At 64.3% G+C, this 24403-nt stretch carries 28 protein-coding genes and 1 tRNA gene; 19 read left to right on the top strand and 10 right to left on the bottom strand.

Annotated elements, in window-relative coordinates:
• The first annotated feature begins 4 nt into the window (after positions 1-4).
• The 10 genes from flhB (at position 5) to queE (ending at position 9213) form a co-directional block, all read left to right on the top strand.
• Positions 5-1141, top strand: a complete 1137-nt coding sequence (flhB, locus tag F4U94_RS03610; RefSeq protein WP_120251865.1) for a flagellar type III secretion system protein FlhB — start codon at positions 5-7, stop codon at positions 1139-1141.
• Positions 1142-1388: 247 nt separating this feature from the next.
• Positions 1389-1850, top strand: a complete 462-nt coding sequence (locus F4U94_RS03605) for a hypothetical protein (protein WP_120251866.1) — start codon at positions 1389-1391, stop codon at positions 1848-1850.
• Between the two features lie 158 nt (positions 1851-2008).
• Entirely contained in the window at positions 2009-3403 is a 1395-nt protein-coding gene (fliD, locus tag F4U94_RS03600) for a flagellar filament capping protein FliD (protein WP_120251867.1), read from the top strand.
• An 18-nt stretch (positions 3404-3421) separates the two neighbouring features.
• Positions 3422-3820: a flagellar export chaperone FliS gene (locus F4U94_RS03595; protein WP_120251868.1), complete on the top strand. Its 399-nt coding sequence runs from the start codon at positions 3422-3424 to the stop codon at positions 3818-3820.
• Between the two features lie 153 nt (positions 3821-3973).
• Positions 3974-5170 (top strand): aspartate aminotransferase family protein, encoded by a 1197-nt coding sequence (locus F4U94_RS03590; protein ID WP_120251869.1) that lies wholly within the window; start codon positions 3974-3976, stop codon positions 5168-5170.
• A 101-nt stretch (positions 5171-5271) separates the two neighbouring features.
• Positions 5272-6198 (top strand): ornithine carbamoyltransferase, encoded by a 927-nt coding sequence (gene argF, locus F4U94_RS03585; protein ID WP_120251870.1) that lies wholly within the window; start codon positions 5272-5274, stop codon positions 6196-6198.
• A gap of 124 nt (positions 6199-6322) precedes the next feature.
• Positions 6323-7228 carry an Hsp33 family molecular chaperone HslO gene (hslO, locus tag F4U94_RS03580; protein WP_120251871.1) on the top strand — a complete coding sequence of 302 codons (906 nt, stop codon included), beginning with the start codon at positions 6323-6325 and terminating at the stop codon, positions 7226-7228.
• A 145-nt stretch (positions 7229-7373) separates the two neighbouring features.
• Positions 7374-7799, top strand: coding sequence for a DUF3617 domain-containing protein (locus F4U94_RS03575; RefSeq protein ID WP_425505038.1), 426 nt, complete (start codon positions 7374-7376; stop codon positions 7797-7799).
• Positions 7800-7859: 60 nt separating this feature from the next.
• Positions 7860-8552, top strand: a complete 693-nt coding sequence (queC, locus tag F4U94_RS03570) for a 7-cyano-7-deazaguanine synthase QueC (RefSeq protein ID WP_120251872.1) — start codon at positions 7860-7862, stop codon at positions 8550-8552.
• 13 nt (positions 8553-8565) lie between these two features.
• Entirely contained in the window at positions 8566-9213 is a 648-nt protein-coding gene (queE, locus tag F4U94_RS03565) for a 7-carboxy-7-deazaguanine synthase (protein WP_120251873.1), read from the top strand.
• A 13-nt stretch (positions 9214-9226) separates the two neighbouring features.
• Here the strand turns inward: queE and F4U94_RS03560 are convergent, their stop codons facing one another.
• The 3 genes from F4U94_RS03560 to lipB all read right to left on the bottom strand — a co-directional run bounded on the left by F4U94_RS03560 (position 9227) and on the right by lipB (position 11067).
• Positions 9227-9919, bottom strand: coding sequence for a hypothetical protein (locus tag F4U94_RS03560; RefSeq protein ID WP_120251874.1), 693 nt, complete (start codon positions 9917-9919; stop codon positions 9227-9229).
• An 87-nt stretch (positions 9920-10006) separates the two neighbouring features.
• Entirely contained in the window at positions 10007-10294 is a 288-nt protein-coding gene (locus F4U94_RS03555; protein ID WP_120251875.1) for a hypothetical protein, read from the bottom strand.
• A 59-nt stretch (positions 10295-10353) separates the two neighbouring features.
• Entirely contained in the window at positions 10354-11067 is a 714-nt protein-coding gene (gene lipB / locus F4U94_RS03550; protein ID WP_120252325.1) for a lipoyl(octanoyl) transferase LipB, read from the bottom strand.
• A gap of 80 nt (positions 11068-11147) precedes the next feature.
• On the opposite strand from lipB, the gene F4U94_RS03545 reads away from it, so the two are divergent.
• Positions 11148-11963 (top strand): DUF7847 domain-containing protein, encoded by an 816-nt coding sequence (locus F4U94_RS03545; RefSeq protein ID WP_120251876.1) that lies wholly within the window; start codon positions 11148-11150, stop codon positions 11961-11963.
• Between the two features lie 4 nt (positions 11964-11967).
• On the opposite strand, the gene F4U94_RS03540 is transcribed toward F4U94_RS03545, so the two are convergent.
• Genes F4U94_RS03540 through F4U94_RS03530 form a run of 3 tightly spaced genes read right to left on the bottom strand, consistent with a single transcriptional unit; the run spans position 11968 to position 13915 of the window.
• Positions 11968-12558: a GNAT family N-acetyltransferase gene (locus F4U94_RS03540; protein WP_120252326.1), complete on the bottom strand. Its 591-nt coding sequence runs from the start codon at positions 12556-12558 to the stop codon at positions 11968-11970.
• On the bottom strand, positions 12558-13448 hold the full coding sequence (gene hemF, locus F4U94_RS03535; RefSeq protein ID WP_120251877.1) for an oxygen-dependent coproporphyrinogen oxidase: 891 nt from the start codon (positions 13446-13448) through the stop codon (positions 12558-12560). Before hemF ends, F4U94_RS03540 begins: the two co-directional genes overlap by 1 nt.
• Complete coding sequence (locus F4U94_RS03530) at positions 13445-13915, bottom strand: tRNA (cytidine(34)-2'-O)-methyltransferase (protein WP_120251878.1); 471 nt, start codon at positions 13913-13915, stop codon at positions 13445-13447. The genes hemF and F4U94_RS03530 overlap by 4 nt, the downstream gene beginning before the upstream one ends.
• Before the next feature lie 194 nt (positions 13916-14109).
• Here F4U94_RS03530 and petA point away from each other — a divergent pair, with 194 nt between their 5' ends.
• From petA to F4U94_RS03505, 5 genes are all read left to right on the top strand, one after another.
• Positions 14110-14676, top strand: coding sequence for a ubiquinol-cytochrome c reductase iron-sulfur subunit (petA, locus tag F4U94_RS03525; RefSeq protein WP_120251879.1), 567 nt, complete (start codon positions 14110-14112; stop codon positions 14674-14676).
• A gap of 11 nt (positions 14677-14687) precedes the next feature.
• Positions 14688-15980, top strand: coding sequence for a cytochrome b (locus tag F4U94_RS03520; RefSeq protein WP_120251880.1), 1293 nt, complete (start codon positions 14688-14690; stop codon positions 15978-15980).
• 14 nt (positions 15981-15994) lie between these two features.
• Positions 15995-16846: a cytochrome c1 gene (locus F4U94_RS03515; protein WP_120251881.1), complete on the top strand. Its 852-nt coding sequence runs from the start codon at positions 15995-15997 to the stop codon at positions 16844-16846.
• A gap of 133 nt (positions 16847-16979) precedes the next feature.
• Entirely contained in the window at positions 16980-17516 is a 537-nt protein-coding gene (locus tag F4U94_RS03510) for an adenine phosphoribosyltransferase (RefSeq protein ID WP_120251882.1), read from the top strand.
• Between the two features lie 14 nt (positions 17517-17530).
• The gene (locus tag F4U94_RS03505) at positions 17531-18607 is read left to right on the top strand and encodes an endonuclease/exonuclease/phosphatase family protein (protein WP_120251883.1); all 1077 of its coding nucleotides are present in this window, start codon (positions 17531-17533) and stop codon (positions 18605-18607) included.
• On the opposite strand, the gene F4U94_RS03500 is transcribed toward F4U94_RS03505, so the two are convergent.
• Positions 18559-19224 (bottom strand): 5'-methylthioadenosine/S-adenosylhomocysteine nucleosidase, encoded by a 666-nt coding sequence (locus F4U94_RS03500; RefSeq protein WP_120251884.1) that lies wholly within the window; start codon positions 19222-19224, stop codon positions 18559-18561. The two genes, F4U94_RS03505 and F4U94_RS03500, sit on opposite strands and share 49 nt — an antisense overlap.
• A gap of 120 nt (positions 19225-19344) precedes the next feature.
• Between F4U94_RS03500 and F4U94_RS25310 the strand changes: the two genes are divergently transcribed.
• Positions 19345-19470: a hypothetical protein gene (locus F4U94_RS25310; RefSeq protein WP_282957464.1), complete on the top strand. Its 126-nt coding sequence runs from the start codon at positions 19345-19347 to the stop codon at positions 19468-19470.
• An 82-nt stretch (positions 19471-19552) separates the two neighbouring features.
• On the opposite strand, the gene F4U94_RS03495 is transcribed toward F4U94_RS25310, so the two are convergent.
• Positions 19553-19627, bottom strand: a tRNA-Val gene (locus F4U94_RS03495).
• Positions 19628-19756: 129 nt separating this feature from the next.
• Between F4U94_RS03495 and F4U94_RS03490 the strand changes: the two genes are divergently transcribed.
• Entirely contained in the window at positions 19757-21088 is a 1332-nt protein-coding gene (locus F4U94_RS03490) for a dicarboxylate/amino acid:cation symporter (protein WP_120251885.1), read from the top strand.
• A 24-nt stretch (positions 21089-21112) separates the two neighbouring features.
• On the opposite strand, the gene cpdR is transcribed toward F4U94_RS03490, so the two are convergent.
• Positions 21113-21499 carry a cell cycle two-component system response regulator CpdR gene (gene cpdR / locus F4U94_RS03485; protein ID WP_120251886.1) on the bottom strand — a complete coding sequence of 129 codons (387 nt, stop codon included), beginning with the start codon at positions 21497-21499 and terminating at the stop codon, positions 21113-21115.
• Between the two features lie 142 nt (positions 21500-21641).
• Between cpdR and F4U94_RS03480 the strand changes: the two genes are divergently transcribed.
• Positions 21642-22535 carry an N-formylglutamate amidohydrolase gene (locus tag F4U94_RS03480; protein WP_120251887.1) on the top strand — a complete coding sequence of 298 codons (894 nt, stop codon included), beginning with the start codon at positions 21642-21644 and terminating at the stop codon, positions 22533-22535.
• Between the two features lie 2 nt (positions 22536-22537).
• Here the strand turns inward: F4U94_RS03480 and F4U94_RS03475 are convergent, their stop codons facing one another.
• Positions 22538-24391 carry an acyltransferase family protein gene (locus F4U94_RS03475; RefSeq protein WP_120251888.1) on the bottom strand — a complete coding sequence of 618 codons (1854 nt, stop codon included), beginning with the start codon at positions 24389-24391 and terminating at the stop codon, positions 22538-22540.
• Positions 24392-24403 lie beyond the last annotated feature (12 nt).

Below are 24403 nucleotides of genomic sequence, written 5' to 3'. Positions count from 1 at the left end.
GGCCATGGCGGACAGTCCCGGCGGCGGCGAAAAGACCGAAAAACCGACCCAGAAAAAACTGAGTGACGCCGCCAAGAAGGGTGACATCCTCCAGTCGCGCGAACTGGGCACGGCGCTGGTCGTGATGGCCGGCATCGCCTGGCTGGCGATCACCGGCCCTTCGCTGATCGATGCGCTGTCGGACATGCTGGCCGATGCGCTGCGCTTCCGCAGGGAGGATATCGTCGATTTCTCGCCCGCCGCGCGCGGTGCGGCGCTGCTCGGCGCCATCGCCCTCCCGGCCGCAGGCGTGATGCTGGCCACTTTCATCGCCGCGATCGCCGCGCCGGCCCTGCTCGGATCGCTCGGCTTCCGCCCCGGCGCCTTCGCGCCCAAGGCGTCGCGGATGAACCCGGCCAGCGGCATCAAGAAGATTTTCGGGACGCAGGGCCTGATCGAACTGCTCAAGTCGATCGCCAAGGTCGGCCTGCTCGGCAGCATCGGTGTCTGGCTGATCTGGGATCGACTGACGGAAATCACCGCGCTCGGCAAGATGGGCGTCGCGCCGGCCATGGCGGACCTTGGCAACATCTTCATCCTGACCTGTCTCGTCATGGCGGGGGGGCTGTTCCTGATCGCCGGCATCGACGTGCCGGCGCAGATCATGCAGCGGGCCAAGCGACTGGGCATGAGCAAGCAGGAAGTGAAGGACGAGCATAAGGAGAGCGAAGGCTCGCCCGAACTGAAAGGCCAGATCCGTCGCCGCCAGTTCGAAGTATTGAGCGGTTCCACCCGCCAGGCCGTGGCCGAAGCCAGCGTCATCATCACCAATCCCACGCATTTCGCCGTAGCGCTACGCTATCGACCAGGTGTGGACGCCGCCCCGGTGGTGGTCGCGCGCGGTTGCGACGCCATCGCCGCGTCGATCCGCGAACTGGCGGACCAGAATAGCGTGCCTGTCCTGCAATATCCCGACCTGGCCCGTGCCGTCTATTTCACCTCGCGCGCCGGAGAGATCGTCAATGAAGGGCTCTTCATGGCGGTGGCGACCGTGCTGGCCTTCGTCTTTCGCGTGGAAAACAAGATGGCGACGGAAATGGACCGCCCCTTCATCACCGTCCCCGAAGATATGCGCTTCGACGCGAACGGGCAGAAGCAATAAGGGCGATCGTCCGGGCAATCCGCGCGAAAGTGCGACACCGAGTTGGACAGGGGTTTGCCATGTTCGGATCGAAGAAGGGCGTTGCTTTCCATCGGCCCCGTCCAATGGCGAAGGCATGTTGAATCCGGGCGCGCAGCTGTCTCTTTCGCTGTCTCAAGTCACATCGAAAAAAAATTGCGCCATCCATTAAAGTTTAACTGTGGCTGGTCGTAATAGCTGTTGTGGGGATGCATTCTGGTGGTGCGTCATGAACGACTATGTAACTAGGACCGAACTGCCGCCAGTGGACCGGGCGGTTTCGCGTGCGCCTTCGCCTGTCCAGACGGTCCAGTCTGTGGCAGCCAGTCGTTCCGCCCAGGCTTCCGTTCGCGATACGGCGCAACAGGCTGCGGCAGCGCAGAAGGATCAGGTCGTCGTGGACGATGATCTGGCCAGCGTCGCCGAATATGTGGAGGTTCACGCCCGCATCGCCGATATCCTGGCCGATCTTCAGTCGGGGTCCGGCAGCGTGGACGATGCGGCCGGCGCGATCCAGGCGATGATCCCGCGCCCGATGGTGCTGGTCCCGCTACCGCCCGCCAGCAAGGAGGCGGTCGAACATGCTGCGGTGCTGGCCAAGCGCATCGTGGAGCGGGCATCCTACTCCCATGCCGCCCATGCCCATGTTTCGCGCGGCACGGTAGAGCAGGTGGCGACCTCGGCCATCTGATATCCATCGCCATCAGGTGTTCGGGAAAGGCATGATCCGCCGGTGCGGATCGTGCCTTTCCGCGTTTTGGCGTTGTCGCCCGGCAATATGCCATCCCGAAAATCTTTCCTAAAGGTCTTGGCGCTACCGCCGTTCTATCCCCTTGAAAGGAAAACGGCATGACCGCGGTAGGCAGCAGCATTTTGACGGCACTCAATGCCGGATCGGGGATCGACACCTCGGCGCTGGTTTCCAGCCTGGTGAGCGCGACCCGCGAGCCCAAGCAGGCTGCGATCACCGGTCGTCAGTCGCTCAACAGCTCGCGCATTTCCGCCCTCGCTTCCGCGACCAGCTCGCTCAACACCTTTGCCAACGCCCTGACCGAAGTCCTGTCCGGCGCCGCCTATACCGGCGCGGCATCGTCCAACGACGCCAGCATCGCGTCGGTCACGCTGCTCAGCGGTGGCAGCCCCAGCGGCCTGCCCGCTCAGCTGACCGTCGAACAGCTTGCCAGCGCGCGCGTTTACTCCTCCGCCGCGACCAGTGGCGCAACCGGCAGCACGGTGATCGGCACCGGCAGCTTCACCCTGACCAATGCGGCGGGCGAAGCCACCACCATCACGCTGGATTCCACGAACAATACGTTCGCCGGTCTGGCATCGGCCATCAACGCCGCCAATACCGGCGTCACCGCCCGCGTCGTCACCGACACCCAGGGCACCCGCCTGGTATTCAAGGGCGAAACCGGTGCGGCCAATGATTTCACGATCAGCGCCAATGCCGACGATAGCGGCAGCATACTGGGCGGCATGAGCTTCACCAGCACGTCGAACGCCCAAAATGCCAAGATCACGCTCGACGGGGTTGCCTATGAATATGCCAGCAACACGGTCGACGATGCGATCCCCTATCTGCGGATCGACCTGAACAAGGCATCGCCGGGTACGAACGTGACCCTGTCGATGAGCCAGCCTACGGCCGGCCTGTCGGACCTGCTGAAGGAATTTGTCAGCGCATATAATACGCTGATGGGCGCGCTGAACACGGCGACGGCGACCGGCGCGGATTCGTCCAGCGCGGGTGTCCTGAACGGTGTGTCGGGTGTGCGCGACATGAAGCGGCAGCTGTCCGCCATTACCTCGACCCAATTGGCGTCGACCGGCACCTACAAGACGCTGGCCGACATCGGCGTGTCGACCAATCGCGACGGTACGCTCAAGCTGGACACGGTCCGCCTGGCGGCCGTGATGGAGGCCGATCCGGAAGCCATCACCAACATGGTCAATCCCAAGGTTGCGACTGACGGCAATCCGGGCCTGTCCAAGCTGATGTCGACGGTTCGCGACAATATCGAGAAGGAAGATGGTCCTCTCAAGACGGCGCAGAAGCAATATGACACGCTGGCCAAGGAATTTACCAAGCAGCTCGAAGACCTGGACGAAAAGATGGCCAATTATGAGGACCATCTGACCAAGGTCTACGCAGCGATGGAGACGCGGCTGTCCGCGCTCAAAGCGACACAAAGCTACCTCGAACAGCAGATCGAGGTTTGGAACAATAGCGGCAGCAATTAATCGGGGACGCAACAGACGATGTTTTACAATCAGGGTTATGCAGGCGCCAGCGCAGCACGCCGTTACGCAGCGGTCCATTCGGGCAGCCGTACCGAAGGCGCGACGCCGCACGCATTGGTCAAGATCCTGTTCGATGAGCTGCTGCTCGCGCTTGAAGCGGCGGCGCTGGCCGAACGCAATGGCGACCGGGTGAAGGTGTCGGACAAGCAGGCGCGCGCCATGTCGATCCTCTTTGCGCTCGAATCCAGCCTGGACTTCGACAAGGGCGGTGACATTTCGGTCGGCCTGGCTCAAATCTACCGCGAAGCCCGCCGGCTGTTGCTAGTCGGTGCCCAGGAACACTCGGCCGAGCCGGTCGAGCAGGCCCGCGACATCGTCGCCGAAATTGCCGAAGCCTGGACCCAGATCGGCCGCTGATCTACGGCGCGAGCGCCCGTCCGGGCGGGGTTGCGCCCCCAACATGCCGCTTGTATAGGCGGTGCTCGCGAAGGGCGGCCCGGCGGGGGCCGCCTTTTTGCGTTCTACCTAATGCGCACAGGACGCGCAGCATCACCCAGAAAGGGAAGGCCCATGTCGATTACGCCGCTCATGCCCGTTTACCCCCGGTGCGATGTTCGTCCGGTGCGAGGCGAGGGCTGCTATCTGATCGGGGAGCGCGGTGAGCGCTATCTCGACTTCGCCAGCGGCATCGCGGTCAATCTGCTTGGCCATGGTCATCCGAAACTGGTCCAGGCGATTGCCGATCAGGCCGCGACCCTGATGCATACATCGAACCTCTACGGCTCGCCGTTGGGGGAGCAGTTCGCGCAGAAGCTGGTCGATAACAGCTTTGCCGACACCGTCTTCTTCACCAATTCGGGTGCGGAAGCGGTCGAGTGCGCGATCAAGACGGCGCGCCGCTATCATTTCGCCAATGGCGAGGCGCATCGGCACAAGATCATCAGCTTCGACAACGCCTTCCACGGCCGCACGCTGGGGACCATTTCGGCCACCAGCCAGCCCAAGATGCGCGATGGTTTCGAACCGCTGCTGCCCGGCTTCCAGGTCGTGCCCTTCAACGATCTCGACGCGGCGCTGGCGGCGATCGACGACAACACCGCCGGCTTCCTGCTGGAACCGGTGCAGGGCGAAGGCGGCGTGACCCCGGCAACCCAGGCCTTCCTCAAGGGCCTGCGCCAGGCCTGCGACGAACATGGCCTGCTGCTGATCCTGGACGAAGTGCAGTGCGGCTATGCCCGGACCGGCACCTTCTTCGCCCATGAGCAATATGGCATCACGCCGGACGTCATGGCCGTGGCCAAGGGCATCGGCGCGGGCTTCCCGCTCGGCGCCTGCCTCGCCACCGAAGAAGCGGCCAAGGGCATGGTGTTCGGCACCCATGGGTCGACCTATGGCGGCAACCCGCTCGCCATGGCGGTCGGCATCACCGTGCTGGAAGAAGTGCTGGCCGACGGTTTCCTGGACAAGGTGACGGCCATGGGCGCGCGTCTGCGTTCGGCGCTGGAGCAGCTCATCCCCAATCATGACGACATGTTCGAGGATGTGCGCGGCATGGGTCTGATGCTGGGCGTCAAGATGAAGGACGCCTATGATGCGCGAACCTTCGTTGCCCATCTGCGCGACCATCATGGCCTGCTGGCCGTGTCGGCCGGCCAGAATGTGCTGCGCATCCTGCCGCCCCTCGTCATCGAGGAAAGCCACATCGCCGAATGTATCGAGAAGATTTCCGCCGGCGCGCGGACCTTCGCGAACGCCAAGGCGGCTTAAAACCAACCTCCGTTCGCCCTGAGCTTGTCGAAGGGCCGTTCTCTTCAAACGAAGAAGCGGGCTTCGACAGGCTCAGCCCGAACGGCTGTGGGGGTAATGATATGACCAAGCATTTCCTGAATCTCACCGATGCAGGCGGCGACGCCATCGCTGCGATGATCGCCGACGCCATCGACCGGAAGACCGCACGGCAAGGCAAGCCCAAGGGCTGGGTGGACGCCGACGCGCCGCTGGCCGGCCATACACTGGCGATGATCTTCGAAAAGAACAGCACGCGTACCCGCGTCAGCTTCGACATGGCGATCCGCCAACTGGGTGGCACGTCGCTGATCCTGGAAGGGGCGACCAGCCAGATCGGTCGCGGCGAAACCATTGCGGATACGGCCCGCGTGCTCAGCCGCATGTGCGACGCCATCATGATCCGCACCGACGATCATGCCAAGATCGAGGAAATGGCCGAATATGCCAGCGTCCCGGTCGTCAACGGCCTGACCGACCTGTCGCACCCGTGCCAGATCGTTGCCGACCTGCTGACCGTGGTGGAACATGGTGTGGCGCTGCCCGGCAGCCAGTGGGCGTGGCTGGGCGATGGCAATAATGTCCTCCATTCGATCGTCGAGGCGGCCGGGTTGCTCAAGTTCGACGTGCGCATGGGCATTCCCGAAGGCTATGATCCCGATCCGTCCTTCGCCGACGCGGCGCGGGCGGCTGGATCGACCATCATGCTCACCCGCGATGCGGCGGAGGCGGTGCGCGGCGCCGATGTCGTCGTTACCGACACCTGGATTTCCATGGGGCAGGCCCATGCCGAAGCCAAGCTGGCGGCGATGATGCCCTATCAGGTGACGCCGGAATTGATGGCAGGCGCCAAGGCCGACGCCAAGTTCCTGCACTGCCTGCCCGCCCATCGCGGCGAGGAAGTGACAGAAGCGGTGATCGACGGCCCGCAGTCGCTGATCTGGGACGAAGCGGAAAATCGCATCCATGCCCAGAAGTCGGTTCTGCTCTGGGCGCTTGGAAAGCTGTAAGCGGACCTTATATTCGGGCGAAATTTCCCGTTCGCCCTCGAAATCGTCGGGGCCTGTCCTGCGCTGAACAGCGAAGGGCGGGCCTTCGCGGCTTTCGGGGGCGGGGGGATCGGAAGGAAATAGCGTGACCAGTCCCCATCTCGACCAGGCCCTTGGCTTCACCATTCCCTCGCGCCATGCGCGCGGCCGCCTCGTGCGACTGGGTCCGGTGCTCGACCAGGTGCTTGCCGCCCATGCCTATCCACCCGCGATCGAGCGGTTGCTTGCCTCTGCGCTGGTGCTGGCGGCCTTGCTCGGCAGCACGCTCAAGCAGGCCAACGGCCAACTGACGCTTCAGGCGCAGACCGAAAATGGCGTCGTCAGCCTGCTGGTGGCCGATTACAAGGATGGCGCCCTGCGCGGTTATGTGAAGTTCGACGCGGATCGTCTGGCGGAACAGGGCGCCGACCCGACCCTCTTCGGCCTGTTCGGCAAGGGCTATCTGGCCATCACCTTCGACCAGTCCGTCAGTGGCGAGCGCTATCAGGGCATCGTCCCGCTGGAGGGCCAGTCGTTGGCGCAGGCCGCCGAGCATTATTTCTTCCAGTCCGAACAGATCCCCAGCATCATCCAGATCGACACGCGGCATGATGCCGGCGCCGGCTGCATCGCTGCGGGCCTGCTGCTCCAGCATCTGCCGGAGGGGGAGGTCGGGCGCGAGCGTCTGCATGTGCGCCACGATCATCCGGAATGGGAGCATGTCCAGGCGCTGGCCCAGACACTCAAGGGAGAGGAGCTGACCGACGACGCGCTGCCGCTGACGGACATATTGTGGCGCCTGTTCCATGAGGAAGAGGAAGTGCGCGTGTCGGAAGCGGCGCCGCTGGCGAAGGGTTGCCGCTGCGACCTTGGCCATATTCGCGACGTGATCGGCCGTTTCCCGGCCAGCGAGCGGGCGGAAATGGCGGATGAAAAGGGCATTATCGGCGTGGATTGCGCCTTCTGCTCGCGCCTCTTCCCGCTCGCGCTGGACAGTTTCGTCGCCCATTGAAAATAATCGTTTCGCTACCGATATTCGCAATTAGGGCAGCCGCCGCCACCCACGTTATGAAAATGCCGCAATTGGACGGCATGGGTCAGGCGAGCGATTGTTGCTCCGGACGGCAGTGAAGTCGGTAACGGGATCGGGCGATATCATGATGAGGGCGGGATGGTACGCGCTCGGCGCGCTGGCGATGGCCATGGCGGCGGCGACCGCATCGGCGGCCGGGGCCGGCGCTATACCGGCAGCCGTGCCAGCGCCTCAGGCGTTGCAAGGGCTGGAAACCGGCGAGTGGGAATTGCGCGACCGGGGTGAAGGCGCGCAGACGCGTAAATTGTGCGTCAGCGACCTGCGGCAACTGCTTCAGGTCCAGCATGGCCGGACATTGTGCCGCAGCTTCACGATCAGCGACAGCGATCATGCCGTCACCGTCACTTATGATTGCGCGGCGGCGGGCAATGGCCGCACCGATTTGCGCGTCGAAACGACCCGGCTGGTGCAGATCCGCTCGCAAGGCGTGGCCGATGGCGCGCCCTTCGCTTTCGCGGCCGAAGGCCGGCGGATCGGCGCCTGTTCATGACCTGCGCCACCAGCCGCCTCATACTTGCACTGCGGCGCAACGAGGCGTAGCGCGGGGCCTATGGTTGCCAATGAAGGAAAATTCGCCGTCGTCCTGCTCTCTGGCGGGCTCGACTCCATGGTCGCGGGCGGACTCGCGCGTGAGGCCGGCTATCGCATCTTCGCGCTGTCGATCGATTATAATCAGCGTCATCGCGTCGAATTGCGCGCCGCGGCGCGCATCGCCGAATCGCTCAATGCCATCCGCCATATCGTCCTGCCGCTGGATCTGACCGCCTTTGGCGGATCGGCCCTGACCGCCGACATCGCCGTGCCCAAGAGCGGCGTGGGGGAAGAAATCCCGGTCACCTACGTGCCGGCGCGCAACACCATCTTCCTGTCGTTGACGCTGGGCCTGGCCGAGGTGGCGGGCGCGAGCGACATCTTCATCGGCGTCAACGCGCTCGACTATTCGGGCTATCCCGATTGCCGCCCGGAGTTCATCGACGCGTTCCAGACGATGGCGACGCTGGCGACCAAGGCGGGGGTGGAGGGCCATCCGATCCGCATCCAGACGCCGCTCCAATATATGAGCAAGGCGGATATCGCCCGCGAAGCCGATCGACTGGGGCTGGACGCGGGCCTCAGCTGGTCCTGCTACGATCCCACGCCCGACAACAAACATTGCGGCCTGTGCGACAGCTGCCGCCTGCGGTCGAAGGGCTATGAGGAAGCGGGCCTGCCCGATCCCACCATCTACGCCGCGCGGCCCTGAAAGGCGGACGGCGATGACATATGCGGTCAAGGAAATGTTCCTCACCCTGCAAGGGGAAGGGGTTCAGGCGGGCCGGCGCGCGGTATTCCTGCGCTTTGCCGGCTGCAATCTGTGGAGCGGGCGGGAACAGGATCGGCGCGCCGCCGTCTGCAAATTCTGCGACACCGATTTCGTGGGCACCGATGGGCTTGGCGGCGGGAAGTTCGCCGATGCCGATGCGCTGGCGGACGCGGCGCTGGCTTTCTGGGGTGAGGGCGTTGCCGGGCACTATATCGTCCTGACCGGCGGAGAGCCTATGCTGCAAGTCGATGATGCGTTGGTCGATGCGCTCCATGCCCGCGGCTTCACGATCGCGATCGAGAGCAATGGCACCATCGCCGCGCACCCCGGCATCGACTGGATCTGTATCAGTCCCAAGGCGGGCAGCGATGTGGTGCAGCGATCCGGCAATGAATTGAAGCTGGTCTGGCCGCAGCCCGATGGCGGCCATAGCCTGGCCGATGTCGCGGTGATGGAGGGATGGGCGTTCGACCATCATCTGCTTCAGCCGCTGGACGATCCCCATGCGGCCGACAATGCCCGCGCCGCCATCGCTATGGTCATGGACCGGCCGCAATGGCGGCTGACGGTGCAGGCCCATAAATATCTGGGCCTGCGCTAATATCGTCAGTTGATCAGGGTTTTACGCCGGTCTTGTCGTTCCAGGCCTGATGACAGACCGGCAGCAGCACGCCCTTCTTCCAGCATTTGGGGTCGAAGGACGGCAGAGCGACGGCATAGTCATAGCCCGGCGTGCCATAAAATTGCTCGCCGGCCGCGACGAGCGACTTCTTGATGGAGGCCAGGCCCGTGCGGCCGACTTCGTTGAGCGCGCCGCGATCGGCGAAGATGGCCTGCCGGCCCACTTCCGCCGTCGCCTGGCAAAAGCCCTTCTGCGCCTGCACGGTGGAATAGCCGGAATAGATGCGGGTATTATACATGTCCGACGCCGACTGGCCCGGCTTGCCCTTGCCTACGGTGCGCTGGAAATAGCCCAGCAGAGCGGCCTGCGCCGTGTCCAGCTCCGCGTCATGATGCGCGATCATGGCATTGTAATTGCTGGTCGACAGCAGGGTCGGTTCGAACTGGCATTGCAGCGCGGCGACGTTCAGCGCAGCGCGCAGATTCCAGGCCAGGCCAGCCTTGATCTCCGCCGGCGTGGCGCCGGGCAGGCCAAGTGCGGTGGCAGCGGCGGCATCGGTCAGCGGCGGGGCGCTCATGTCGAGCGGGGACCAGAAGAATTGAGCCGAAGCCGGCTGCGCCATCATCGGCGCGATCGCCAGGGTCAGACCGGCGAGCGCGCGGCGCAACGGGAAACGCGAAATCATGAATTCTTGCCTCTCTGGAAGGACGCCAACACCGGCGCCCTCATTCTATCGGGCCTCTTGTACCAATACTGAACGATCGCGCCAGCCCTACTGATCCGACAGGACTTCCGCTTCTTCGGCCGGGGCCTTTTCCGGGGCGGGCTTGGCGGGGGCGCTGCTGTTGCCCGCGCTGTTGTTGTCGGGCAGCGCCACGGCGGTGCCTTCGCTCCGCACGCCGTCCAGATCGGTCATGGCGTCGGTGGCGGTGCCGTCCACGACTTCCATATCCTTCATCTGCACCTTGTTGCCGCCCTCTTCCTTGCCGCCACAGGCGGCCAGCGGCAGGGTTGCCGCGATCAGGGTCAGGGTAAAGACTGTCTTCGCGCCAAAACGCATCCGGATCTCCTTATATGATGGGTGCCCGGCAATTCCCCCGCCCGGCGAAAGCCACAAACCTAACGGCCTGTGTTACATTCCTCAACCCCCGCGCCGCAGCGTTTGAGGTTGCCCAGAAAGGCGGGAAAATGCGCCTTGAGCGCGACATCGAGGGCCGCCATCGACGCGTTGCCATTGAGCGCCGCGATGCTGGTCACCGGAAATTCGCTGATGCCGCACGGCACGATGCCCCCGAAATGGGACAGGTCGGGATCGACATTGATCGCAAAGCCGTGGAGCGTCACCCAGCGCCGCACGCGGATGCCCAATGCGCCGATCTTGGCCTCTCGCCCCTGCGGGTCGTCGGTCCAGATGCCGATCCGCCCCTCCGCGCGCCGGGCGGTGATGCCCAGGTCGCCCAGCGCCGCGATCATCCACCCTTCCAGATGGTGCACGAAATTGCGGACATCCTTGCCCCGTTCGCGCAGGTCGATGTTCAGATAGCCGATCCGCTGCCCCGGCCCATGATAGGTATATCGCCCGCCACGCCCGGCATCATGCACCGGAAAGCGCGGGTCGAGCAGTTCGGCCGGATCGGCGCTGGTCCCGGCGGTATAGAGCGGCGGATGTTCCAGCAGCCACACCCGTTCCTGCGCCGCCCCTTCATATATGGCGGTGGTCCGCGCCTCCATCTCGGTCAGCGCGGTGGGATAATCGACCAGCCCCGGATCGGCCCGCCATTCGACGGATTCGGGAAACGGCAGGATAGGTGTATCGGAAGGAACATCGGACATGGGCACTTCCTTGACTTGGGCGGGCCGAGCGATCAAGTCTCGCGCCGCATTTCCAGCATGATAGGGCAGGCAGCATAGATATGGCGACAATGTCGATCGGCAAGGCGTGGGAGGAGGCCGTGGCCTTCGTCGCGCGCGAAGCGACCCTGCTTTTTCCGGTGGCGTTGCTGTTCGTCGCGCTGCCCGGCCTCATCCTGCAGGAAATGATGCCGCCCGAATTGCAGGCCTGGTTCGCGCAGCCCAAGGCGGATGCGATTCCGGCCATGCCGCCCGGCTTCGGGTTGGCGATGTTGCTGACGATCATCCTCATTTGGTTCGGCTCGCTCACCCTGTTCGCGCTGGCGTTGCGCCCCGGCATCAGCGTGGGGGAGGCGTTGCGCCTGAGCTTCGCGCGCCTGCCGGTGCTGATCGGCACGGCGCTGGTCGTGGTCGTTGCCGTGGCCGTCATCTTCATTGCCGCCGCGCTGGTGGGCGTGGTCGCTTCGCTGGCGTCGAAGCAACTGGCCGCTGCGGCCGGCCTGCTGCTTGGCTTCGGTTTGGCGGGCATCGTCTTCTTCGCCAGCATCCGGCTCGTGCTGCTCAATCCGGTGGTGATCGACACGCGACTGGGGGTGATGGATTCGCTGCGGCAGGCGTGGGCGCTGACGCGGGGCTATTTCTGGCGCCTGTTCGGCTTCCTGATCATCGTCATGCTGTTGTCCACCATCGCCGGATCCGCGGCGCAGGCGATTATCGGCTCGCTGGCGGGCCTCGCAGGTGGGGCAGATGCTGCGCGTCTGGCTGGTGGCCTGGCCGGCGCTGCGGTGTCCAGCATCGCCCAGGTCTATATGCTGGTGATGCTGGCGCGCCTTTATCGGCAGGCCCAGCCGCAGGATGTGACGGACATTTTCAGCTGAACGCCTATCGCACGTCCAGCAGCGGCACATGCGGCGCCGCCTCGCGCGGAAGTATGCCCGCCAGTCGTGGGTCGGCGAAGATTTCGATTTCGCGTCCATAGGGCGTGAAACCCGACCTCACGTAAAAAGCCAGCGCGGCCGGGCTGTCGAGCGTACAGGTATGGACCCAGAAACGCTCCACGCCTTTGCGCCAGGCAAGCGATTTGGCCTGTGCCATCAGCCAGCGGCCCAGCCCCTTGCCATTGAGTTCCGGCACCAGCCCGAAGAAACTCAGCTCGCAATTGGGCAGCGACCGGAAATCCAGTTCCAGCAGGCCGACCTCGGTGCCCCGCGGATCGGTGACGGCATAAATCTCCACCGACGGGTCATGCAGGATCGCCGCCAGATCCGAATCGGCCATCACCAGCCGCGAAAACCACAGCCATGGCGTGCCCACCCGGCGGAACAATGTGCGATAGGCGCCCAAGTCCGGCTGTTTCCACGGCACCAGCCGCAGCGGCGCGGGCGGGATGGGGGCGGGGCGGGGGCGTTCCAGCATCTCCAGATGCGTGACGACCGTCGCCACCATGCCCGGCTCGACTGGAATAAAGGGCATCAGCTCCAACTCGCCATCGGCGGCAGGCTCATCAGGATCGCGTCGATATTGCCGCCGGTCTTGAGGCCGAACAGCGTGCCGCGATCATGCACCAGGTTGAATTCTGCATAGCGCCCGCGCCATTCCAGCATGGTGCGATAATCCGCCTCGTTCCACGCCTCATCCATGCGTCGCCGCACGATCGGCGGGAAGGCGTTCAGGAAAGCGTCGCCGACCGCGCGGGTGAAGGCGAAATTCGCGTCGAACGCGGCATCGTCGGCACATTCCAGATGATCGTAGAAGATGCCGCCGACACCGCGATGCACATTGCGGTGGGGGATGAAGAAATAGTCGTCCGCCCATGCCTTGAAACGCGGATAATGGTCCGGATCATGGGCGTCGCAGGCGGCTTTGAGCACATCATGGAAATGCGCCGTATCGTCCTCGCGCGGCAAAGGCGGGTTGAGATCCGCGCCGCCGCCGAACCAGCTCTTGGTCGTCACCAGATAGCGGGTGTTCATATGGACGGCCGGCACATGCGGATTGGCCATATGCGCGACCAGGCTGATGCCGGTGGCGAAGAAGGCGGGATTGTCGCCCGCGCCATGGATGGTCTGGGCAAAGCCGGGAGCAAATTCGCCGCCCACGGTCGAGACGTTGACGCCGACCTTTTCGAACACCTTGCCCTTCATGACGCCGCGCACGCCGCCGCCACCCTCGCCGGGGGCCTGTCCTTCGGCTTCACGGTCCCAGGCCGTAAAGTCGAAACACGCATCGCTGCCCGCTTCCCGCTCGATCGCCTCAAACTCGGCGCAGATCCGGTCCCGCAGCGATTCGAACCAGTTGCGCGCCGCCTGCTGCCGCGCATCGAGCGGGAAAGACACGGCGGGCACGGGATTGCTGGCGGTCATTCGGGAAACTTTCCGGTCTGGCGAAGGGCTTCGGCGACGGCGATGCCCGTGGAAACGGCGATGTTCAAGGATCGAAAGCCGGGCGCCATCGGGATGCGGATGCGGATATCGGCCAGATCGCGCACGTCGGTCGGCACGCCGGCGCTTTCCGATCCCATCAGCAGCACGTCGTCGGGCTGGAACTGCACCTCCGGCAATTTCTGCGACGCATGGGCGCTCATCAGCAACAGGCGGCGGCCCTGCGCGCGCCGATCCGCATCGAAGGCGGCGAAATTGGCATGGCGGGTGACGTCGGCCGATTCCCCATAATCCATCGCCGCACGTTTCAGGCGGGCGTCGGAAAAGGCGAATCCGGTGGGCATGATGATGTCGACCGGCACCTGAAAACAGGCCGCCAGGCGCAATATGGCGCCGACATTGCCGGCGATCTCCGGTTGGTAAAGGGCGATACGCATGGGTTGCGCCATAGTCGATCAAGAGCATTTGCAATAGACTAGGTGATATTGCGACTGGCAAAGCGGGCGCAGTGCGGTTATCACGCCCATCGAACCACGCCGGGGGGAGGCGGGTCGACCCTTGGTCGAGTGCCCAACGCCCTTGATAATCAGCGCCGGTAACGGCATTCCGGTGTGACAGGGAAGTCTTGCAAGGGTAGAGGTGCATGGCGAGCGTTGAACAAACAGACGGTACGGGTCCATCCGGCGAAGATGGCGTACGCCGCCGGGATTTCATCAACATCGCTGCGGTCAGCTTCGCCGGGGTCGGCGGTGTCGCCGTCGTCCTGCCGCTGATCGACCAGATGAACCCCAGCGCCGATGTGCTGGCGCTCGCGTCGACCGAAGTCGATCTCTCGGCGATCCAGCCGGGCCAGGCCATCAAGACCACGTTCCGCAGCCAGCCGCTCTTCGTGCGCCAGCTGACAGCCAAGGAAATCGCCGAAGCCGACAAGGTGGACCCTGCCACGCTGCGCGACCCGCAGACGCTGGAGGAGCGGACCGTCGACGGCAAGAAGCAGTGGCTGGTGACGATGGGCGTGTGCACCCATCTGGGCTGCGTGCCGCTGGGCGCGGGCGAAGGTGAGAATCGCGGCGAATTTGGCGGCTATTTCTGCCCCTGCCACGGCTCGTCCTACGACACGGCCGCCCGCATCCGTAAGGGGCCTGCCCCCAAGAACCTGGAAGTGCCGAAGTATAGCTTCACTTCCGACACCGCCATTCTTGTGGGTTGAGGGGGACCATCATGAGCTTTCCATGGGCTGAACAATATACCCCCAAGCATCCCGTGATGCAGTGGGTCGACGAGAAGCTGCCTTTGCCGCGCCTCGTCTATAATGCGGTCGGCGCCGGCTATCCGGTCCCGCGCAACCTCAATTATTTCTGGAACTTCGGCGTGCTCGCCGGCCTCGCGCTGGTGATCCAGATCGTCACCGGCGTCATCATGGCGATGCATTATGGCGCCAATGACCTGGTCGCCTTCGGCACCGTCGAACAGACGATGCGCGACGTGAACGCGGGCTGGCTGATGCGCTACGCCCACGCCAACGGCGCCAGCTTCTTCTTCATCGTGGTCTATCTCCACATCTTCCGCGGCTTGTACTTCGGTAGCTACAAGGCGCCGCGTGAAATGGTGTGGCTGCTCGGCCTCGTCATCTTCCTGTTGATGATGGCGACCGCCTTCATGGGCTATGTGCTGCCCTGGGGCCAGATGAGCTATTGGGGCGCGAAGGTCATCACCGGCCTGTTCGGCGCGATCCCGGTCGTTGGCGAGCCGATCCAGACGTGGCTGCTGGGCGGCTTTGCCCCCGGCAATGCTTCGCTGAACCGCTTCTTCTCGCTCCACTTCCTGCTGCCCTTCGTGATTGCGGGTGTCATCATCCTGCACATCTGGGCGCTGCATATTCCGGGGTCCTCGAACCCGACCGGCGTGGAAGTGAAGGGGCCGCAGGATACCGTGCCCTTCCATCCCTATTACACGGCCAAGGACGGCTTCGGGGCGGGCGTCTTCCTGATCGCCTTCTCGATCCTGCTGTTCTTCGCACCCAACTTCCTGGGTCACCCGGACAATTATATAGAGGCGAACCCGCTTTCGACGCCCGCGCATATCGTGCCGGAATGGTATTTCTGGCCCTTCTACGCGATCCTGCGCGCCTTCACCGTGGACTTCTTCTTCATCCCCGCAAAGCTGCTGGGCGTGCTGGCGATGTTCGCGTCGATCCTGCTACTCTTCTTCCTGCCCTGGCTGGATACGTCGCCGGTGCGCTCGGGTCGTTATCGCCCGACCTTCCGGAAATTCTGGTGGATCCTGCTCGGCGATGTGGCGGTGCTGGGCTATTGCGGCGGCGCACCTGCGGCAGAACCCTTCGTGATGATCTCGCAGATCGCGGCGGCTTATTATTTCGCCCATTTCCTGATCATCCTTCCGCTGATCGCGCGCTTTGAAATGCCGCTGCCGCTGCCCGGTTCGATCACCGAGGCCGTGCTGGCGACATATGGCAAGACCGACGGTGAAACCGCCGCGGTCCCGGCCGAATAAAGGGGTAGACAGATATGGTTCGCATCGGCGCATTTCTCGTCGGCCTCTTCTTCGCCGGCTGGCTGTTCATTTCCTTCCTCGTGGGTGCCTATTCCTATGTGACGGAGCCACCGGCAGCCACGGTGGAGCATGAGTTCCACCTGGCCCCCAAGCATGTCGCCTTCTCGTTCGACGGCCCCTTCGGCAAATATGACAAGGCACAGCTGCAGCGCGGCTTCCAGGTGTTCAAGGAAGTCTGCTCGGCCTGCCACAGCCTGAAGTTCGTGGCTTTCCGCGATCTGGAAGCGTTGGGCTATAACGAGGCCGAAGTGAAGGCGATCGCCAAGCAGTGGGCGATCAAGACCCCGTCGGTCGATCCCGCCACCGGCGAAGCATCGACCCGCGATCCGGTCCCGGCCGATCACTTCCCCAAGCCCTTCGCGAACAATGTCGCGGCGGCGGCGGCGAACAACAATGCGATCCCGCCAGACCTGTCGCTGATGACCAAGGCCCGCCATCATGGCAGCGCCTATGTCTATTCGCTGCTGACGGGCTTCCAGGACCAGCCGGCCGAACTGCTCAAGCATTTCCCGGACGCCAAAACGCCGGAGGGGCTGCATTACAACCCCTATTTCGCCAACCTGAACCTTGCCATGGCGCCCCCGCTGTCGGCCGAAGGTCAGGTGACCTATGGCGACGGTACCAAGGCGAGCGTGGACCAGATGGCGCAGGACGTTTCGGCTTTCCTGACCTGGACCGCTGAACCCAAGCTGGAAAACCGCCATCGCGCGGGTCTGGCGACGATCATCTTCCTGCTGATCGCCACGGGCCTGGCCTATATGTCCTACCAGAATATCTGGGCGGACAAGAAAAAGGCCGCCGTCTGAAATCTGGCGGTCTGAGACAAAATGACAGGGCGCGGTTCCTTGAGGGGGCCGCGCCCTTTCTCTATTTGTATGGATGCGTTTTCTTAACCGGCGGATGATTCCATCCGCCTCGAAAACGCTCTATGGAGGCGTCATGAGCATCGACAGCCTGACGGCCCTGATCCGCACCATCCCCGATTTCCCCAAGCCGGGCATCATGTTTCGCGACGTGACCACGTTGCTGGCTGACGGTCCCGGCTTTGCCGAACTGGTCGATCGGCTGGTGAATGTCGCCCGCCCTCTGGACGTCGATCTGATCGTCGGGATCGAGGCGCGAGGCTTCATCCTGGGCGCCGCATTGGCCCATGCGCTGGGTAAGGGCTTCGTGCCGGTGCGCAAGAAGGGCAAGCTGCCGGGCAAGGTCGTGGGCATCGATTATGTGCTGGAATATGGAACCGACCGGCTGGAACTGCATGAAGGGCAGGTGCCCCAGGGCGCCCGCGTCATCCTGGTCGACGATCTGATCGCCACCGGCGGCACGGCGCTCGCCGCCGCGCAGCTGTTGCGCGAGCAGGGAGCGAGTGTCCTCATGGCGCTGTTCGCGGTCGACTTGCCCGATCTGGGTGGCAAGGCAGCACTGGAGGCCGACGGCGTCGCATCGCAGGCGCTGATCGTCTTCGAGGGCGAATAGGCCAGATAGGGGCCATGTCGGCGCGACAGCGATGGATATGGAGCCTGCGGACCGCAGCGCTTGGCCTCGCCATGCTGGCGACCGGTTGTGCCACGCCGCTGCCGCGCAGCGCCATCAACTGCGCGGAGGCGACCCCGCCCATCCTCGCCGCGCCGGACCGGGAGCGGGTGACCACTACCCTGACGGTCCTCACCTATAATATCGAGGGGCTGGGCTGGCCCGCCCGCTCCGGCCGCGCGCCGTCCTTGCGCGCCATCGGCGAACGGCTGGCTGCCTTGCGTGCGGATGGGCGGGCGCCCGATATCGTCCTGTTCCAGGAAATGTTCAGCGGCGCGGCCAAGCGGGCGATCGCTGCCACCAGCTATCCCGCCATCGTCACCGGCCCGCGCCGTACCACCCGTGCGGAAGGCGTGACGAAGGAATCGCTCCCCGGCCGATCGCACATCAAGCGCGGCGAGCTGGGCTTGCATTTCACCGGCAGCGGCCTTGCCATCGCCTCACGCTACCCGATCGTCCATGTCGATATGCATGCTTATGGTCGTCGCTCCTGCGCCGGGATCGACTGCCTTGCGAACAAGGGGATCATGCTGGCACGCATCGCCATTCCCGGCGTGCCGACGCCGATCGACATATATGACACGCATATGAACAGCCGTGGCGCATCCCGCGCGCCGGCGCACCGCAATCTTGCCGCCCATGATCGCCAGTCGCTCGAAGCCTCCGCCTTCATCGACCGCAGCCATGAGGACGCCTATCCGCTGATCTTCGGCGGCGATTTCAACATGCGCCATTCCGAAGATCGGTGGGAGAATTTCTCCCGCTACCAGTCGCTCAATCTGGTCCATCGCGTCTGCGCCGATCCCGCATCGGGCTGCGACGTGCGCATGTCATGGGACGGCGACGAACCGTGGATGGATACGCAGGATCTGCAATTTTTCTGGCCGGGTGATACGGTGTCGGTCCACCCGATCCGTGTCGAGGCCATGTTCGACGGCGGTCCCAGCGGTCCCGAACTGTCCGACCATGACGGCTTTCTCGTGACCTATATGCTGTCCTGGCCGCGCAGCGCCGCCATGACGGGCGGCTGTTGACGGCTTAGCGTATCCGGCAGCAGATCCACGACCTGTGCCAGCCGCTCGTCGATCAGGCCCAGCAATTCCATCCATCCATGGATATGCTCCAGTTCGCCTGGCCCATCCGACACGCCACGCAGACCCATGAGCGGCACATGGAAGCGCTCGCAGGCCCGCGCCACCGCAAATGTCTCCATGTCGACCATGTCCGCATCGATCGCGGCATATTCCTCGCCACCAACCACATTGGCGCCGGTCGATAGCCGAACGGATAGCAGGGCAAGCGGCGTCACCAGCGGCACATCGACCGGATGGTCGCTCAATGGCGTCACGCCCTTGGTAAAGCCCAGGCGCGACGCATCCATGTCGCGCCACGACACGCTGGCGATCTGGAAAATCTCGCCCAGCGGGCAAATGCGCGATCCGGCCGACCCCAGACTGACGACCAGATCGGGCCGCGCCTGTTGCCGCTCCAGTTCATGCAACGCCATGCCGGTGGCGAGCGCCGCCTCGATCGGCCCCACGCCTGTCAGCAATGGCGTGAAGCGTGCGCGCAGATGCGGGCCATATTCGGCGTCCACTGCCATGACGAACAGCACACGCTGCCCACCGATCATCTCGCACGCTATCGTCATTCCCGCTCCGATCCGGCGCATTGCCGGTCTGTAATGTTCAGGACACTCCCGTGACATCCGCGCAACCTATAGTCGAGCCTGTGTCTGTCTGCTGAGTTGGCCCGCTTCATGTCCGTTCTGATGTCCCTCCCCATCCGTTCTTTTGATGACGAGACGATTACCCCGGCCGATATCGTCGCCTGGGCGAAGGTCGAACGCGCCCTGTCGGCGAAGCGCGAAGCCACCCGCAAGCGGCGCAAGGGCTAAGGTAGCCACCTGTCGACCCGGTTCTGACAAGTCTGGAAAAAGAGAAAGCCCGCCGCTTCGGATGAAGCGACGGGCTTTATCATGGTGGGCGTGGCAAGGATTGAACTTGCGACCCCTGCGATGTCAACACAGTGCTCTACCACTGAGCTACACGCCCGCCGTGGAGCGGGCCAATAACGGGGGGCGGTGAATCGCGCAAGCAGGAAATTGCATAATCTCAACATTCTTCTGGACAGGGGTGGGGTCGCCCATATGCTGCCATGCAAACAGGGGGACGCCGACCATCATGCTGCCATCGCCAAATTCGCCGGTTCAGGCGGCGCCACGGCTGCCTTTCTACCGTCAGCTTTATGTTCAGGTGCTGGCCGCGATCGCTCTGGGTGTGTTGATCGGCCATGTCTGGCCGGACGCCGGCAAGCAGCTGAAACCGCTGGGCGAAGCCTTCATCAAGCTGGTGAAGATGGTCATCGCCCCGGTCATCTTCCTGACCATCGTCACCGGCATTGCCGGCATGAAGGAATTGGGCGCGATCGGGCGCGTCGCGGCCAAGGCGTTTGCCTATTTCCTGACCTTCTCCACGCTGGCGCTGATCGTTGGTCTGATCGTCGCCAATCTCATCCAGCCGGGCGCCGGCCTCAACATCGATCCCGCCACGCTCGATGCCGGCAAGGTCGCCGACTATGCGCATCAGGCGCATGAGCGCACGCTGACCGGCTTCCTGATGAGCATCATCCCATCGACCATGGTGTCGGCGGTGGCGGACGGCAACATCCTTCAGGTGCTGTTCGTCGCCATTTTGTTCGGCATCGCGCTGACCCTGATCGGCGACAAGGCGCAGCCGCTGATGACCGTGCTGGAAGCAGCCAGCCATGCGGTGTTCAAGCTGGTATCGATCCTGATGAAGGCGGCGCCGATCGGAGCCTTTGGCGCAATGGCCTTCACCATCGCCGAATATGGCGTCGGCACGCTGGCCAATCTCGCCGGGCTGGTCGCGACCTTCTATCTGACGTCGCTCTTGTTCGTGCTGGTCGTGCTGGGCACTGTCGCCTGGGCCGTGGGCTTCAACATCCTGCATCTGATCCGCTATCTGAAGGCGGAATTGCTGCTGGTGCTTGGCACATCGTCCTCGGAAGCGGCGCTGCCCAGCCTGATCGAGAAGATGGAGCGCGCCGGTTGCCGCAAGTCCGTGGTCGGGCTGGTCGTGCCGACAGGCTATAGCTTCAATCTGGACGGCACCAATATCTACATGACGCTGGCGGCGCTGTTCATCGCGCAGGCGTGCAATGTCCATCTCAGCCTGGAGCAGCAAATCTTGCTGCTGCTGGTGGCGATGATTTCGTCAAAGGGCGCGGCGGGCGTCACCGGCGCGGGCTTCATCACCCTGGCGGCGACGCTGTCCATCGTGCCGTCGGTGCCGGTCGCGGGGATGACGCTGATCCTGGGCGTCGATCGCTTCATGAGTGAAGTGCGTGCGCTCACCAACTTCGTCGGCAATGCCGTGGCGACGGTGGTGGTGTCGGTGTGGGAAAAGGGGCTGGACCGCGAACGGTTCAACGCCGCGATGGCGGGCCGTCCGCTCGATCCCACGCCCGATATGCAGGAAGTGGTGCGCGATTAAGGTCGGGCACCGTTCATATGGCGATCAGGGATTGTCGGTAGACGCCGGCACGCTTTCGCTGCCGAACATCCGTTCGACCTCCAGCACCAGATCGCGCAGGTGGAAGGGCTTGGACAGCACCTTCGCCTGCGGCACGGCCTTCCCGGCCTTCAGCGTCACGGCGGCAAAACCGGTGATGAACATGATGCGCATGTCCGGCGCGACCGACGCGGCATGCTGCGCCAGTTCGATGCCGTCCATTTCGGGCATCACGATGTCGGTCAGCAACAAATCGAACCGATCCGATTCGATATGCGGCACGGCTTCTCGTCCAGTCCCGACCGACACGACCTCATAACCCGACCGTTCCAGCGCGCGGGCCAGATAGACCCGCATGCTCTCGTCATCTTCCGCCAATAAAATGCGAACCATTGCCCCCAACATTCCCACTCGGCCGCCCCTCGGCCCTTGGCGCCGATCCGACAGGGTGGCGCGAAGTCCGCATATATGCGACAAGGTTTAAATATTTGCCAGCCGGGTAACCTTTTTTGGCGCGCCGGTGAAAGGAGCCGCATTGGATCAGCCTGCGCCGTGTTTCCCGACGTTTAGCGAGACAGCGTTCGACCTTTATGGCCCGGCCCTTCCCGACCGGCCGATCATCCTGTCCGTGCCCCATGCCGGACGCGCCTATGATGCGGATCTGCTCTCCGCCGCTCGTGTTCAGCCGGAAATCCTGCGCCGGCTGGAGGATCGCTGGGTCGACCTGCTTGCCCACCCGCTGATCGCGCGCGGCTTTTCCGTCGTCATCGCCCGCGCGCCACGCGCCCTGGTCGACCTCAACCGGCATGAACGGGAAATCGACCCCGGCATGATCGCCGATCTGCCGCGCGATGCGACGTTGCAGAGCAGTGCCAAACTGCGCGGTGGCCTTGGCCTCTTTCCACGCCGATTGCCGGGCGCGCATGAATTATGGCGCGGCCCGATGCGCTGGGCGGAGGCGCGCCGGCGGATCGAGACGCTGCACCGGCCCTATCATGCGATGCTGGCCGACATGCTGGCCGCCGCGCGGCAGGCGCATGGCCATGCCATCCTGATCGACCTCCATTCCATGCCGCCTCTGGCGCCGCCGGCCGCCGGTCAGCCGGCCCCGAACATGGTGCTGGGCGACCGGTTCGGGCGCAGCGCATCGACCCGGCTGATGACGCTGGCGGCCGATGTGGCGACCGGCCATGGTTTGATCGTCGCGCAAAATCATCCCTATGCCGGCGACCATATGGTCGATCGCCATGGGCGGCCGGAACAGGGGATCCACGCGTTGCAGGTGGAGATCGACCGGGCGCTCTATCTGGACGTGACGCTGGACCGGCCGGGGCCGGGTGTGGCGCGGATGCAGGCGGTGGTCACGCGCATGGTCGAGGCGCTGGCGGCTGAGCTACCGCGCTCCGACTATGCGCTCGCCGCCGAATAGATTTATCGCGCGTCCGTGACCAGCCGCGCGCCCGCGACGCTCAAATGGTGCGAATCGAAATAGAGCGGCTGGCCGCCTTGTTCGATGGCGCAGCGTCCGCTGGCGCATAGCGCGGCGATCGGGTCGATCAGCCGCACGCCCTTCGCCTGCCATCGCGTGAACAGCGCGCGCAGATGCACGGTCCGCGCCTCTACCCAGGTTCGATCGACGCCATGCGCCTCCGCCAGATGCCCGGCCCGCGCCAGATGGGCGAGGTGGCGCGGTACGTCGAAGGGCTGGGGCGGCACCGGGCCGATCAGCACGACCTCTCGGCCTTCGGCGCGTAGCGCGGCGATGGTGCGGTCCAGCTTGGCGACGAAGCCGGGATCGTCGAAATCGCCATTGGCCCAGAAGGCGGCGAGGTAGATGCGCTTGAGCGCGGGATCGGCACGGATCGCGTCGAAGGCGACGCGGTTGGCGGCGGCGCAGCGCGGATCCTTCGCATCATAGCCCAGCACGGGTGGGCAACTCGACGTCGTGCGCTCGATCAACGACCGCCCTTGTGCGCGCGCTGCCAGCGAGAGGGCATAGGCCAGTTCGACGCCATGGCTGTCCCCCCACAGCATCGCATCGGGCGGCACGTTCGCACCCAAGGTGCAGGGCTGGGCGCCGCGCATATAGCTGTCGTGACACTGCTTGCGCGTGGGGGCGAAATCCGTCTGCCCCGCCATCTGCGCCAACACCTGCGGCGCGAAGCGGGAGGGCCAGCCGCCCATCGCCATCAGGCCGAGCGACAACAGACAGAGCAGCGCGATGGCGCCGCCAGTGAAGCGGAAGATGGTGCGGGCCGGCATCCGCTGCGCGTCGCGGAAGGGGCGCTCGACAAAGCGCCAGGAGGCTGTCCCCGTCAGCAGCGCCGCGCCGATCACGATGATCCGCGTGCTGCCTGACAGCGGCAGGTCGGTCGCATATTCGGTGAAGACGATCAGCGGCCAGTGCCACAGATAGAGCGAATAGGAGATAAGGCCCACGCCCACCATCGGGCCCCAGCCAAGCAGCCGCCCGATGGCGGTACCTGGCGCTGCATGGATCAGGGCCGCCGCGCCCAGCACTGGCGCTAGGGCGGTAACGCCGGGAAAGACCGTGCTGCGATCGTAGAATGCGACAGCGAGTGCGATAGCCGCGAGGCCGCTCCACGCCACCAGTTCGCGCAACCAGCGCGATCGCAGGGGCGGCACGGCGCCCAGCGCCAGCAGCGCGCCGGCGAACAATTCCCACGCGCGCGTCGGCAGCAGATAGAAAGTGAAGCCGCTGGTGTCGCGCTGCATCGCGATGGCGATCGCCAGTGACAGCGCCGCGATCCCCGCCACCACCATCGTGCGCCAGCGCGGCGCGAAGCGGGCGAGCAGCATCAGCAGGATCGGGAAGCCGATATAATATTGCTCCTCCACCGCCAGCGACCAGGTGTGGAGCAGGGGCTTCATATCCGCGCCGCCGGAAAAATAGCCGGTGTCGGTGAAGAACCAGAGGTTGGATGCGAACAGGGTCGCGGCCAGCGCCGATTTCGGCACGCCCTCCAGATCGCCGGGCAGATAGAGAAAAGCCGCCGCCGCCAGCACCGTCAGGATCATCAGCGACAGGGCCGGCATGATCCGGCGGAACCGGCGTTCGTAGAAACGGACGAGCGAGAAGCGCCCTTCATCCACTTCGCGGGCGAGGATGCCGGTGATCAGATAGCCCGAAATGACGAAGAAGATATCGACCCCGACATAGCCGCCCGAAAATCCCGGCACATGGGCGTGGAACAGCAGCACCGGCAGGATGGCGAGCGCGCGCAGGCCGTCAATGTCGCGGCGATAGCGAATCGCGCTGGTCATATGGGGGGCGGA

This window comes from Sphingobium limneticum (assembly GCF_008710155.1).
In the GTDB taxonomy this organism is placed as follows: domain Bacteria; phylum Pseudomonadota; class Alphaproteobacteria; order Sphingomonadales; family Sphingomonadaceae; genus Sphingobium; species Sphingobium limneticum.
This window is presented reverse-complemented; position numbering and strand designations above follow the sequence as displayed.